Below are 12,777 nucleotides of genomic sequence, written 5' to 3'. Positions count from 1 at the left end.
TTACATTTTAATGATCTCAATTTATAATAGCCTGAATTTTCTGAGTCCCTTATTCTTTGTATATACTATGAACTACGATATTGATTTGCAACAAAATTGATTGAAAACAGGCAAATTTGGAAATAGTTTTAGTATCATTCAATATAAAGGAGCAAACTAATGAAGTTGATTTTTCCGCTTAGAAACGCAACTAGAACCACAATATATGTGACTGACACAACTCCCATTGTTGGTATTGAATATGGCTCAAAGCTTCCTAACGGTACTGTTCTTCAAAACCGTAATGAAAAATTAGCGTATGATATAAGTGGTCTTTATTTAGTTGATTACACATTAGGGGACAGATGGTGTGAAGGAAGCGTAATTGTAGCTAGATAAAGAAAGGATGAAGAGCCGATGCAACGGTCTTCACCCAACTAAAGTTACCTTATAGATAGGAATTAATGTTTCAAAGGTATCCTTAACAATCTGTGTAAATTGTTCACCATTTTTCAAAACAGGGTCATTCATGTCAAAATGCTTCCCGATTAGAAACTCACCTTTTTTGGTATCGCGGAAACGAGCTAACCCTTTTTCCAATTCATCAGTTTCCGTAACGGAAAACGAGCCTTTTTGCATATGGTCTAAAGATATAACATAGTCATTTGGAACAGTCTTAATTAAGCTAATATTGTTCATTAAAGCTTGGCCAATTTCTTTTTTGTTGGGTAATTCATAAATCAACGCAAGCCAAATAAAGGCATGATCATCAAACAGTCCTACTTGAAAATGCGGGTGTTTTTTATAGCCGCGTTTATTATTAGCAATCGCCAACCAAGTATCCTTTGGTGGATTTACAGTACGTCTTGCATGCTTTGCAATATGCAGGTACATTTCATTGCTTAGTTTCATTGAAAGATCGTCTGCAAGGACTTGACCAATTTTCTGAAATTTCGGTTGTATATTCCCACGAATTAATTCCATTCGTTCTTCTAATCCTTCAACAGAAAAGATCTCAAAGTCTTTTTGTGAAAATCCTGTAAAATTCAATTTGTTCACTCCATCATCTGTTTCTACATTTTTATTTTTTGACCTTGGTCAGTATCTTTTGCTTGTTTTATTGTACGGTAGCAGGAAAAACCCGATGCTTTCTCAAATTGTCCGCATAGTTGTTTTTCTTCCCCAATACTCGGGACTATTTCCTTAAAACGGCGATAGGAAGCTAACAGCTTTTCACGGCTAACTCCTTTGTCATAGGCTTCTTCTACACATTGAAAAAAATAAATCACGTCAATGATTTCCTGCTTATTCCAATCAAGCGATAATGGATAACTGTAATTTTCCAATTTATACACCCACTTTACTTGTCTAGCTGTCTAGCTCCAATTATACCCAGTTTCTTCTAATTGATTCAGCTTCACCTATCATTCTTTCAAATAGTTCAGCTACTGTCGGAACATCCTTTATTAAGCCCATAACTTGGCCGGCCCAACCAAAGCCTTCTTGATCATTTCCATCATAAATATAACGTTTATTCGCTTCACCACTAATAAATTCTCTTAAATGTTCATAATCACCAAACTCTTTTTCAAGTTCAAGAATTTTATTTGTAAAATCATTGGCGATTGCTCTAGCAGGAGCACCGATAGAACGTTTAATTACAACTGTATCATTCTCCGTTCCTTCTACAAGGCGATTTTTATAATGTTCATGGGCATGGACACATTCCTTAGTTGCAATAAATCTAGTGCCCATTTCAATTCCTTCAGCACCTAAAGCAAGTGCTGCCAGCATCCCACGACCATCACCAATCCCACCTGAGGCAATAACTGGAATTGACACAGCATCAACTACTTGCGGAATTAAAACAAATGTACCGGTATCACTTCTACCAAGATGGCCTCCGCCTTCCTGACCAACTACCATCACTGCATCCGCCCCTAGTTCTTCAGCCTTTTCAGCCTGGCGTCTTGCCGCGACTAACACCAATTTTTTTATATCCACCCCTTTTAGCATGTCAAAAATAGGAGCTGGGTTCCCACCTGTCATCGTAATAGCGGGAACTTTCTCATCTATGGCTACTTGAAGCATATGCTCGTATTTTCTGCCGTGCTGGCCGATCGCATAATTCACTCCAAAGGGTTTATCTGTTTTCTGCCTTACTTTATGTATTTCTTCCCTGAGTTCCTCCGGAGTTTGTAAAGACATAGCTGTAATTTGTCCAAGACCCCCGGCATTTGAAACAGCTGCGGCTAAATCAGAATAAGCTAAGTACGCTAACCCTCCTTGAATGATTGGGTATTGAATACCTAACAAGTTTGTAATTCTTGTTTCCCATTCCATCAAAAACCCTCCCCATTTGTTCGTTAAAATTCTTTGTTATCTATTCATTTTAAACGTTTTTGGGGAAAAGATAAAAGAAAGAAGCGAAATTTTCTTGAAAATTTTTATGCTTCTGTTAAAATTTAAATGTTTGTTTAAAGTTAATCGTATTGAGGTGTCTAAATTGAATCAAAATGAAACTCCCCTTTTTACAGGGCTATTAGAACATGCAAAGAAAAATCCGATTCAATTTCACATCCCTGGACATAAAAAGGGAGTAGGAATTGATCCTGAGTTTAGAGATTTCATTGGTAAAAATGCTTTATCCATTGATTTGATTAATATTGGTCCTTTGGATGACTTACATCATCCTCACGGGATTATCATGCAAGCACAAGAATTAGCGGCAGAAGCATTTGGGGCTGATTATACATTTTTCTCTGTACAAGGAACAAGCGGCGCCATTATGACGATGGTTATGTCCGTATGCAAACCCGGAGATAAAATAATCGTGCCCAGAAATGTCCATAAATCTATTATGTCTGCGATTATTTTCTCTGGTGCAACACCGATTTTTATCCATCCAGCGATCGATAAAAATCTCGGCATATCCCACGGAATAACAACAGATGCGGTCCGTAAAGCGTTAGAGGCACATCCCGATGCAAAAGGCTTACTTGTAATAAATCCAACATACTTTGGTATCGCAGCTAATTTAAAAGAAATAGTTGATATCGCCCATTCCTACGACATTCCGGTATTAGTGGATGAGGCACATGGTGTCCACATCCATTTCCATGATGACCTTCCAATGTCTGCCATGCAGGCTGGTGCAGATATGGCTGCCACAAGTGTTCATAAGTTAGGCGGATCGATGACACAAAGTTCAATCTTAAATATAAAAGAAGGATTAGTATCAAGAAAGCATGTACAAGCCATTATTAGTATGCTGACAACCACATCTACTTCTTATTTATTATTAGCATCTTTAGACTGTGCCCGCCGCCAATTGGCTACTAAAGGAAAAGAACTGGCTGAGAAAGTAATAGGTCTTGCTGGATTGGCCCGGAAAAGAATTAACGAAATCCCGAACTTGTATTGTGTTGGTGAAGAAATACTTGGTACAAAAGCAACCTATGATTATGACCCTACGAAGTTAATTATATCGGTGAAGGATCTTGGTCTGACAGGATATGAGGTAGAAGTTTGGCTCCGTGAACATTACACGATCGAGGTTGAGTTATCTGACCTATATAACATCTTATGTATTGTTACACCAGGAGATACAGAAGAAGAGATCAATATTTTAGTCGAAGCACTTCGTGAACTTTCATACAGCCGGACTGAAATAACATCATCCACAAAAGCATTGGAAGTTCATGTTCCAAATATCCCATTATTGGCATTATCGCCTCGTGATGCCTTTTATTCCGAGGTTGAAGTTGTTTCGATTGAAGAATCAGTCGGAAGAATTATCGCTGAGTTTGTTATGGTTTATCCACCGGGAATTCCGATTTTAATACCAGGGGAGATTATTTCGCAGGAAAACGTTGATTATATTAAGGAGAACCTTGAGGTTGGTTTACCTGTTCAGGGACCTGAAGACCCTGAATTAAAAACAATTCGTGTAATTAAAGAATACCGAGCAATCAAATAAAATATAAATAAAAATAGAGTGTAGCTAAATGTGCCACACTCTTTATTATTTCAATTCATAACAATTTAATAATGTGAAAATTATTTTTCTACTTCTTCATGCTCACAAGAATCACAGCATTTAGCGTAAAGAGTTGTCACTTTTTCATCTTCGAAGTGGTCAATTGTGTTTTCACATTGCTGACAGACGATCGTACCCATGATTGATTTCATCCCCTTCGAAACGGTTTAATAAGTTATCATATTTCCATGATAATATGTCATACTATTAGTGTCAAGACCATTTTAGGTATAACACATTTAAAAATAACTCCGACATAATTTTACATAATTCAACAAATCTCATTTTCGGAATCCTTTTCCTAGTTGTAAATGGACTTTAAAAAATGCTATGATATTAGACGGGTTATAGTATACGGTTTAGAGGGGGATTTTATATGTCGAGAACAGCATACATAAAACTTGTACCTGCATCAAATAAGCAAGAAGTAACTATAGATGATCTTAGAGATTATTTAAATTATTATCAGGAAATTACAAGTAAAACTGGTGAGCAACTTGGTTGGAATTATGAAAATTCCGCTTTCCCATATGAAATAAAAGAGCGTGAATATTCTAATCATGAATGGTTTTATTTGAAAGGAACTTCTGATCGATATAATTTTATCCTTTTAGGGGTAGGTTCCGAAGAAATTAAAGAAGAAGACGGTTCAGCAAGAAAGCAAAATTTCATTCAAGTGGCCCTTCCTGAATCCGCTAATTTCGGCGATAAAAATAAAGCAGTTGAATTCATTAAATTTTTAGGCCGCAAATTAAATGGAGAGGTTCATCTATTCAACGGCAGAATTATGTACTTTTACGATAAAAAATAAAGTGAGAAAGAGGCTGTCTTTTCGACAGCCTCTTTGATTATGAAAACACTGTTTTTAGTACTTTTTCAATTTCTTTTTCCGTTAATCCTTTCCAAAACAATTCTCCCCTATACAATAGATCTAAATGGAGATGTAATTCCGTTCGGTCTCCTTTCACATCACCGCTTGTCCCAGTATTGCCAACATAACCGATTAGGGTATCAGCACTTACCCCATCACCAACCTGCAAATCCTCAGGAATCCGATCTAAATGAGCAAATCGCGCTTGAAGACCATTTTCATATTGAATCCAAACCTGTCGTCCTCTTAATCGATCTAAAATATAGGCTGGCGTAAACCCAACTTCCGCCGCAATTCCCAGTTCTTGATTTCGCTCTTCCTTCGAACTGTATCTCTTATACTCGTGATCAGCCCGTACAACGATTCCATCCGCCATCGCAAATACCTTTGTTTGTTCGTTCATCGGCACACCTGTGGAAAACCCATACCAGTCCATTCCTTCATGGACTCCGTTGCGATATGCCCGCTTAGCGCCAGGTAAGTGGGATCGTATTGTATCTACCTGCGCGCCTTTGATTGGACTTTCAAGAATATCCATGATCTCAATTACATTTTCAACGCTGCCAAGGTACGAGAGCTCGGTAACTTCATTATTTATTTTCGGTTCAATTATTTTTGATGTATTAATAAATGTTTTGTCATTTTGAGTTTTAACCATCAGCCCTAATTTTTCTTGTAAAAAGGCCACTGATAGCCATGCCTCGTCACCTATGATTTTAAAATCCTCAGTTGCAATAGGTAATAGTAATCCATTTTTCTGAACTACAGGTATAGTATCAATTAAATAAAACTGGTATTCACCTGAATGCAACATAAGTGTTTTATTAATTTCATCAAAATTTGCTTTTGCCTTTGTCGTTTTAATCAATGACTCTACTGGTATTAAAACTACCTCACCATCATTTTTAAATGGTATTTCTGTCCACGTCTCGTTTCCCGTCTTTTCCTTTTCTTCTGGTGTTTCCTGCTTTAATTCATTTGAATGATTCCGAAAATAACTTGATTCACAACCAAAAAAAAACATCATACAAGCTAGACAGAGGAGCAGTTTTTTCAAATATGACCACCCTCCTTTTTATGCATTCCATCATTATTCCCAATTTTTATTTATTTAAACAAAAAACTGCCTCCCGAAGGAAACAGTTATTCTATAGTTTCTATTAAGTTGGGATCGGCGGCTTGATACCCTTTATTCTCTAAACCTATCACAATGTCTTGTAGGGCCTCATTCGTCCATTCACGATCATGCATTAATAAATTGGCTCCTTTATGAAGCAGCTCTGTGTTAACCATGATAGTAGTTAACGCTTCTTTACTCATGTAATTTTTCATAAAATCATAACCATAGGACCAATTCATTAGGACCATTTTTTCATCAGCCACTACTTGTCTGCTATAATCCGTATTAACACCATGTGGTGCCCGAAAAAATTTCGGTCTTTCACCAATTATTTTTTCAACTAAATCATTTAATTCAACAATTTCTTTGTATTGTTCTTCATTGGATAATGTTTTTAAGTTTTGATGAGTCATAGTGTGATTTCCGATCAGAAAGCCCATTTCATGAATTGCCTTCAATACAGCCTCTTGTTCAGGCGTTTGCAAAAAGTGACCATTGACAAAAAAGATTGCATTCACATTTAAATTCTTCAATGTTTTTGCCATTTCAAGGGCATGCTTATCAGGTGCATCATCTATAGTTAACAAAATGACATGATCCGGTGCATCACCAATTGGTTCAATGTTAAAATTTTTTGGATTGATTTTATACTGCGGCAAAACTTTCGGGGCATTCGTTATTTCGGTTTGTTCGACAGTTTGTTCAACCTCTGTTACCACTGGGGTTGATTCCTTCGCAACAGTGGCCACAGCTTCCTTGATTTTTTCCTGCTCCTTCCCCTGTCTCTCTTCTGTTTCTGAACAAGCCGATAATACAATTATTAAAAATAGAAAAAGTAGTAATCGAAGTTTCATTTTGTTGTCCCCCCATATTATGAAAATACGTTATTACCATTATAGTATATCATCACATGGGTATGAGGAAATATTTCAGCACTATATCTAGTATTTTGAATTTTTCATTTGTGTAACAAATAGATGACAATACTTCCACTTTTTAAAATGAATGATAAAATATGACATAGGCATAGATACATAATTTCTCTTTCAGAAAGAAGTGAGCAACAAATGAAATTAAAACTTGGATCGATCTTTTTTTCCATGTTTTTATTAGCGGCCTGTAGTACGGTCGATAGTGATGCACTAGCTAATATTAATTTGGATGGCGAGGGTTATCATCTACTGTTTTTTTCTGATGAAGAAAAAATAAAGCTGGAAAACAACTATTATGATGTCTTACTCGACCTTCGCAAGAAATTTCCAAATGAAATGGCCGATGTAATTCTTGTTCAATCAACGAACAAGAATGAGAAGATTAAAAAGTTCGATGTAAGTGTCTATCCTACCTTAATCGTAATAAAAGACGGAGAAGAAAAGACACGTATTGAAGGCAAGAAAAGTAAGAGAGAAATTATGAATCATCTTATGGATGCCATGGAGAAACAAAAAACTAAATAGAAAATTACTTTTCTGCGTGCCAAAAAAGGGCTGTTTCAAAAGTATCACTCACCACATAATACCTAGTGGTATTTCGTGCATGATACTTCTGAGACAGCTCCTTCTTTTTATTTATTCTATTGTCCAGCTCCAGCATCCAGCGACTCGTAAACTTCGCTTAACGGATGCTTCCGCTTTTCTATTTTACAATATGAATCGGGCTTCCAATGGCGACTTCAGCGGCCTCCATTGTAATTTCCCCCAATGTTGGATGAGCATGAATCGTTAACGCAATATCTTCTGCGGTCATTCCAGACTCTATCGCCAGTCCTAACTCAGCAATCATATCTGATGCATTAGGTCCAACAATTTGTGCTCCAATCACTAAACCATCCTCTTTACGGGTAACAAGTTTCATAAACCCATCAGATTCATTTAATGCCAACGCACGCCCATTTGCAGCAAACGGGAATTTAGCTGCGGTCACATCAATGCCTTCATCCTTTGCTTGTTTTTCAAAATACCCTACTGTCGCACACTCTGGATCTGAGAATACAACGGCAGGAATAGCCTGATAATCAATTTCTGATGGATGCCCTGCAATTGCTTCAGCTGCAATTTTCCCTTCATAAGATGCCTTATGCGCCAGTTGAGGGCCTTCGACGATATCGCCAATTGCGTAAATATTGTTGACAGATGTTCGACATTGCTTATCGATTTTTATTAGTCCGCGGTCTGTCATCTCAATTCCTACGCCTTCTAAACCAATCTCCACAGTGTTTGGCTTACGTCCGACTGTTACAAGCAGATAATCTCCCTCAACCGTTTTTGCTTCACCATTCACTTCGAAAGTAACCTTCACACTAGTCTCTGATTCTTCCACACCTTTTGCTAAGGCCTTCGTATAGATTTCTACAGTACCTTTATTTTTAAGCCGTTTTTTCACAACGGATATCATTTGTTTTTCGAAACCATTTAGAATATCTTCCATACCTTCGATAATGGTAATCTCACTGCCGAAATTTGCGTAGGCTGTACCAAGTTCAATTCCAATCACGCCGCCACCGATGATGATCAATTTCTTTGGTATTTCCGGTAATGATAATGCACCAGTGGAGTCGAGCACACGTTTCGTAAATTTAAAAGCAGGAAGCTCGATCGGTCTTGAACCAGTTGCAATAATTGCATTTTTAAATTTATAGGTTTGTGCGGATTTTTCGCTCATCACACGTACGGTGTTGCTATCAACGAAATAAGCCTCACCACTAGCTATTTCGACTTTATTTCCTTTTAATAATGCCCCGACACCACCGGTAAGCTTATTCACAACACTTGCTTTCCATTCCTGAACCTTTGTAAAATCAACCGTAACATTTTCTGCATGAATACCAATGTCTCCAGAATGTTTTGCGGTTTCATAACGATGTCCTGCTGAGATAAGAGCTTTTGAAGGTATACAACCTACATTTAAACAAACTCCACCTAGATTTCCTTTTTCAACAATCGTTACCTTTTGTCCGAGTTGTGCTGCTCTTATGGCAGCTACATATCCACCGGGGCCTGCTCCAACGACAATAGTATCAGTTTCAATCGGAAAATCTCCTACAACCATTTTTTAAGCCTCCATTATTAATAATTGTGGATCATGTAATAATCGTTTAATATGGTTTAACGCATTTTGTGCTGTTGCTCCATCAATCATTCGGTGGTCAAAGCTTAAGGAAAGGGCAAGTACCGGTGCAACAACTATTTCACCATTACGAACGACCGGTTTCTCGGCAATCCGGCCAATTCCTAAAATCGCCACTTCCGGATAATTGATTACAGGAGTAAACCACTGACCACCGGCAGATCCAATGTTTGAAATTGTGCATGATCCACCCTTCATTTCATCCGGTGCCAGTTTTCCATCACGTGCTTTTGTTGCAAGTTCGTTAATTTCATTTGAAATCGTAAAAATTGATTTTCTATCTGCATCCTTTACAACAGGTACTAATAAACCTTTGTCTGTATCAGCTGCAATGCCGATATTATAGTAATGTTTGCGAACAATTTCCTGTGCCTCGTCATCAATTGATGAATTTAAGTCAGGATACTCTCTTAATGCAGATACTAGCGCTTTTACAACATAAGGCAAATAGGTCAGTTTGATGCCTTTTTCCCCGGCCACTGCTTTAAATTTCTTTCTGTGCGCAACTAGATCTGTAACATCGACTTCGTCCATTAATGTAACATGTGGTGCAGTATGTTTTGAATTAACCATTGCCTTAGCAATTGCTTTCCTAATTCCACTCATTTTTTCGCGTGTTTCAGGGTAGTAACCACTTGGAGCAGCCAAAGTTGTAACGGTTTCCTGTCCAACCTTTTCGTCCTTCACACTAGTTTCAGCAGCACCTACAGGTGCACCACCGGACATGAAGCGTTCAATATCCTCTTTTAATACCCGACCATTTTCACCAGATCCCGTTACTTCCGAAATATTTACGCCTTTTTCACGTGCATATTTCCTCACTGATGGCATCGCAATCACTCGTTTATTTGAAGCGGTGGCCTCTGGAGCTTGCGGTGCAGTTTGCGGACTTTCTTTGTTCTCTTCAGCTGTCACTGCTTTTTCTTCAACAGCAGCAGGTGCTTCAGTTTCAGCTCCCGCTTCTCCGCCTTCATGTCCTTCGGCATCAATAGTTACAATCGTGTCCCCTACAACAGCTACCGTTCCTTCCGACACCTTAACTTCCAACACGGTGCCATCTACTGGAGACGGGATTTCAACAACAGCCTTGTCATTTTGGACTTCACATAGAATATCATCTTCTTTTACCTTATCTCCAGGCTTTACAAACCATTTGACGATTTCTCCTTCATGGATCCCTTCACCAATATCTGGTAGTTTGAATGAAAACGCCACAAATTTTCCCTCCTTAGAAATTGAGAACGACTTTTACTTTTTCAATAATATCTGTGTAATTTGGCAGCCAGACATCCTCTGCCATTGAAAATGGAAATACAGTATCAGGAGCCGTTACACGTAATACTGGTGCCTCTAAATCTAAAATTGCACGTTCAGTGATCTCCGCAACCACATTTGCGGCTACACCTGCCTGTTTTTGTGCTTCTTGAACAACAATGGCCCGATTCGTTTTCTTTACGGATTCAATGATAGTATCGATATCAATTGGACTAATCGTTCTTAAATCTATAACTTCAATACTAATGCCCTCTTTGGCCAACTCATCAGCAGCCTTTAAGGAAGAATGTACCATAGCGCCGTACGTAACAATTGTAAGATCTTTTCCTTCCCTTTTAACAGCAGCTTTTCCAAGTGGAATCGTGTATTCCTCTTCAGGTACCTCCTCACGAAATGAGCGATAAAGCTTCATATGCTCCAAGAAAATAACAGGATCATTATCACGAATTGCCGATATTAATAATCCTTTTGCATCGTAAGGGGTGGACGGGATCACCACTTTTAAACCAGGCTGTTGCGCTAATAAGCCTTCCAGACTATCAGCATGGAGTTCCGGTGTTTTAACCCCCCCACCGAACGGGGAGCGAACTGTAATTGGTGCTTTAAATGTTCCACCAGAACGATAACGCATCCTTGCCATCTGTCCACTTAAAGAATCCATCACCTCATATACAAAGCCAAAAAATTGAATTTCCGGCACAGGTCGAAAGCCCTCAAGCGCAAGACCAATGGCAAGGCCTCCAATCGCGGATTCAGCGAGTGGGGTATCAAAGACACGATCCTCCCCAAATTCTTGCTGCAAGCCCTCTGTCGCCCGGAAGACTCCACCATTTACGCCAACATCTTCACCGAAGATAAGAACGTTAGGATCGTTTTTCAATTCAGTTCTCATCGCATTAGTGATTGCTTGAATCATTGTCATTTGAGCCATTGATTATTTCGACTCCTTTCGTACATATTCTTCCCTTTGCTCCTTTAAATTGTAAGGAAGGTTTTCATACATAATATCTATTAAATCCGTAACTTTTTGTTTAGGTGTTTCATCTGTTTTCTTAATTGCGGCTTTAATATCCTCTTTGGCCTGTTCGATCACCTTTTCTTCCTCTTCTTTGGACCAAAGCCCTTTTCCTTCTAAAAACTTTCGGAATCTAACAATTGGATCTTTTTTCTCCCACTCATTTGTCAATTCCTCTGTCCGATAACGAGTTGGGTCATCTCCAGCCATCGTATGAGGACCGTAACGGTAGGTAATCGTCTCTATTAGTGTTGGACCCTCACCATTAATAGCACGGTCACGAGCCTCTTTAACAGCAGCATAAACAGCAAGAATATCCATACCATCAACCTGAATACCAGGAAAGCCCACAGCAATCGCTTTTTGGGCAATTGTCTTCGCAGCCGTTTGCTTTTCAACCGGTGTTGAAATTGCAAATTGGTTGTTTTGAACAACGAAAATCGCAGGCGCATTATAAGCACCGGCAAAATTTAAGCCTTCATAAAAATCACCTTGAGAGGAACCGCCATCTCCTGTATAAGTGATGGCCACCGCTTTTTTCCCACGTTTCTTTAAACCTAACGCCACACCAGTAGCTTGAATAATTTGGGCGGCAATAATGATTTGCGGCGGCAAGGCATTTACACCCTCTGGCATTTGGTTACCTACATAATGGCCTCTTGAAAATAAAAATGCTTTATGAAGCGGAAGCCCATGCCAAATGAGCTGTGGTACATCACGATAACCCGGTAAAATCCAGTCTTCTTTTTCCAATGCAAATTGGCTGCCTAATTGTGAAGCTTCTTGTCCAGCAGTCGGTGCATAAAAACCAAGTCTACCTTGACGGTTTAAAGAAATTGATCGTTGATCCAATACCCGCGTATAAACCATCCGTCTCATTAATTCCTTCAACTGGTCATCAGATAATGCGGGCATGGCCTCTTGATTCACAATTTGACCTTCTTCATTCAGAACTTGAAAGGTTTTAAACATTTCCTCAATTTTGGTTACAATCGTTTTATCTATCATGACTTTCACCTCTTCATATCAATCGTTTTCAAAAGAAACGGTAACTATTACTATTCATACAGAATTATATTACCCACAATTCCTATTCAACTATTCCATTTGCATTCCACAAAAGCCTATATATTCGTTATGTCTCCCTCCCACAAAATTATGTATTACTAAATCCAAAAGCAATAATACTACAGCAAATAATTAAACAATTCTAATTTCACTGTTGGAAGCATTGTCTTAACACCCTTATATTTCAACTTTACATCATAAGTATAGTGGTAATATGTGATATTCGTCAATTTTTCTGTATTAATATATTCAACAACCCTGTTCCACATTACATCGATTTGTTT

At 38.4% G+C, this 12,777-nt stretch carries 14 protein-coding genes; 4 read left to right on the top strand and 10 right to left on the bottom strand.

Annotation, left to right across the window (positions count from 1 at the left end; all coding sequences use genetic code 11):
• The first annotated feature begins 159 nt into the window (after positions 1 to 159).
• Positions 160 to 378 carry a hypothetical protein gene (locus P9E47_RS11960; RefSeq protein ID WP_003330007.1) on the top strand — a complete coding sequence of 73 codons (219 nt, stop codon included), beginning with the start codon at positions 160 to 162 and terminating at the stop codon, positions 376 to 378.
• 30 nt (positions 379 to 408) lie between these two features.
• Here the strand turns inward: P9E47_RS11960 and P9E47_RS11955 are convergent, their stop codons facing one another.
• From P9E47_RS11955 to P9E47_RS11945, 3 genes are read right to left on the bottom strand one after another with little or no spacing between them, the layout of a single operon-like run.
• A complete protein-coding gene (locus P9E47_RS11955; protein WP_003330008.1) occupies positions 409 to 1,029 on the bottom strand; it encodes a YktB family protein in 621 nt (206 codons plus the stop codon).
• Positions 1,030 to 1,052: 23 nt separating this feature from the next.
• Positions 1,053 to 1,325, bottom strand: a complete 273-nt coding sequence (locus P9E47_RS11950) for a UPF0223 family protein (RefSeq protein WP_003330010.1) — start codon at positions 1,323 to 1,325, stop codon at positions 1,053 to 1,055.
• Between the two features lie 40 nt (positions 1,326 to 1,365).
• Entirely contained in the window at positions 1,366 to 2,322 is a 957-nt protein-coding gene (locus P9E47_RS11945) for an NAD(P)H-dependent flavin oxidoreductase (RefSeq protein WP_003330011.1), read from the bottom strand.
• Between the two features lie 163 nt (positions 2,323 to 2,485).
• On the opposite strand from P9E47_RS11945, the gene P9E47_RS11940 reads away from it, so the two are divergent.
• Complete coding sequence (locus P9E47_RS11940; protein ID WP_003330012.1) at positions 2,486 to 3,958, top strand: aminotransferase class I/II-fold pyridoxal phosphate-dependent enzyme; 1,473 nt, start codon at positions 2,486 to 2,488, stop codon at positions 3,956 to 3,958.
• Between the two features lie 80 nt (positions 3,959 to 4,038).
• Here the strand turns inward: P9E47_RS11940 and P9E47_RS11935 are convergent, their stop codons facing one another.
• A complete protein-coding gene (locus tag P9E47_RS11935; RefSeq protein ID WP_003330013.1) occupies positions 4,039 to 4,158 on the bottom strand; it encodes a GapA-binding peptide SR1P in 120 nt (39 codons plus the stop codon).
• 236 nt (positions 4,159 to 4,394) lie between these two features.
• Here P9E47_RS11935 and P9E47_RS11930 point away from each other — a divergent pair, with 236 nt between their 5' ends.
• On the top strand, positions 4,395 to 4,829 hold the full coding sequence (locus P9E47_RS11930) for a DUF1885 family protein (RefSeq protein WP_326163542.1): 435 nt from the start codon (positions 4,395 to 4,397) through the stop codon (positions 4,827 to 4,829).
• 37 nt (positions 4,830 to 4,866) lie between these two features.
• Here P9E47_RS11930 and P9E47_RS11925 read toward each other — a convergent pair whose 3' ends face one another.
• Positions 4,867 to 5,946, bottom strand: a complete 1,080-nt coding sequence (locus tag P9E47_RS11925) for a M23 family metallopeptidase (protein WP_003330015.1) — start codon at positions 5,944 to 5,946, stop codon at positions 4,867 to 4,869.
• An 86-nt stretch (positions 5,947 to 6,032) separates the two neighbouring features.
• Positions 6,033 to 6,863 carry a polysaccharide deacetylase family protein gene (locus tag P9E47_RS11920; RefSeq protein ID WP_003330016.1) on the bottom strand — a complete coding sequence of 277 codons (831 nt, stop codon included), beginning with the start codon at positions 6,861 to 6,863 and terminating at the stop codon, positions 6,033 to 6,035.
• A 213-nt stretch (positions 6,864 to 7,076) separates the two neighbouring features.
• On the opposite strand from P9E47_RS11920, the gene P9E47_RS11915 reads away from it, so the two are divergent.
• Positions 7,077 to 7,466 carry a thioredoxin domain-containing protein gene (locus P9E47_RS11915; RefSeq protein ID WP_003330017.1) on the top strand — a complete coding sequence of 130 codons (390 nt, stop codon included), beginning with the start codon at positions 7,077 to 7,079 and terminating at the stop codon, positions 7,464 to 7,466.
• A gap of 178 nt (positions 7,467 to 7,644) precedes the next feature.
• Here P9E47_RS11915 and lpdA read toward each other — a convergent pair whose 3' ends face one another.
• The 4 genes from lpdA to pdhA are packed head-to-tail and all read right to left on the bottom strand — an operon-like array spanning position 7,645 to position 12,433.
• On the bottom strand, positions 7,645 to 9,057 hold the full coding sequence (gene lpdA, locus P9E47_RS11910) for a dihydrolipoyl dehydrogenase (protein ID WP_326163540.1): 1,413 nt from the start codon (positions 9,055 to 9,057) through the stop codon (positions 7,645 to 7,647).
• Between the two features lie 3 nt (positions 9,058 to 9,060).
• A complete protein-coding gene (locus P9E47_RS11905; protein WP_326163538.1) occupies positions 9,061 to 10,350 on the bottom strand; it encodes a dihydrolipoamide acetyltransferase family protein in 1,290 nt (429 codons plus the stop codon).
• Positions 10,351 to 10,363: 13 nt separating this feature from the next.
• Complete coding sequence (locus P9E47_RS11900) at positions 10,364 to 11,341, bottom strand: alpha-ketoacid dehydrogenase subunit beta (RefSeq protein WP_003330021.1); 978 nt, start codon at positions 11,339 to 11,341, stop codon at positions 10,364 to 10,366.
• A gap of 3 nt (positions 11,342 to 11,344) precedes the next feature.
• Positions 11,345 to 12,433: a pyruvate dehydrogenase (acetyl-transferring) E1 component subunit alpha gene (gene pdhA / locus P9E47_RS11895; RefSeq protein WP_003330022.1), complete on the bottom strand. Its 1,089-nt coding sequence runs from the start codon at positions 12,431 to 12,433 to the stop codon at positions 11,345 to 11,347.
• Between the last annotated feature and the right edge of the window lie 344 nt (positions 12,434 to 12,777).

It is taken from the genome of Schinkia azotoformans (assembly GCF_035811335.1).
GTDB lineage: Bacteria > Bacillota > Bacilli > Bacillales > Bacillaceae_J > Schinkia > Schinkia azotoformans.
The sequence above is the reverse complement of the archived record's forward strand: the minus strand, read 5'-3'. Positions and strand labels throughout refer to the sequence as shown.

What these genes read in the sequence shown, in the direction of transcription:
- P9E47_RS11915 (WP_003330017.1), top strand. Translation starts at nt 7,077, where the DNA reads ATGAAATTAAAACTTGGATCGATCTTTTTTTCCATGTTTTTATTAGCG.
- P9E47_RS11900 (WP_003330021.1), bottom strand. Translation starts at nt 11,341, where the DNA reads ATGGCTCAAATGACAATGATTCAAGCAATCACTAATGCGATGAGAACT.
- pdhA (WP_003330022.1), bottom strand. Translation starts at nt 12,433, where the DNA reads ATGATAGATAAAACGATTGTAACCAAAATTGAGGAAATGTTTAAAACC.
- P9E47_RS11920 (WP_003330016.1), bottom strand. Translation starts at nt 6,863, where the DNA reads ATGAAACTTCGATTACTACTTTTTCTATTTTTAATAATTGTATTATCG.
- lpdA (WP_326163540.1), bottom strand. Translation starts at nt 9,057, where the DNA reads ATGGTTGTAGGAGATTTTCCGATTGAAACTGATACTATTGTCGTTGGA.
- P9E47_RS11960 (WP_003330007.1), top strand. Translation starts at nt 160, where the DNA reads ATGAAGTTGATTTTTCCGCTTAGAAACGCAACTAGAACCACAATATAT.
- P9E47_RS11930 (WP_326163542.1), top strand. Translation starts at nt 4,395, where the DNA reads ATGTCGAGAACAGCATACATAAAACTTGTACCTGCATCAAATAAGCAA.
- P9E47_RS11935 (WP_003330013.1), bottom strand. Translation starts at nt 4,158, where the DNA reads ATGGGTACGATCGTCTGTCAGCAATGTGAAAACACAATTGACCACTTC.
- P9E47_RS11945 (WP_003330011.1), bottom strand. Translation starts at nt 2,322, where the DNA reads ATGGAATGGGAAACAAGAATTACAAACTTGTTAGGTATTCAATACCCA.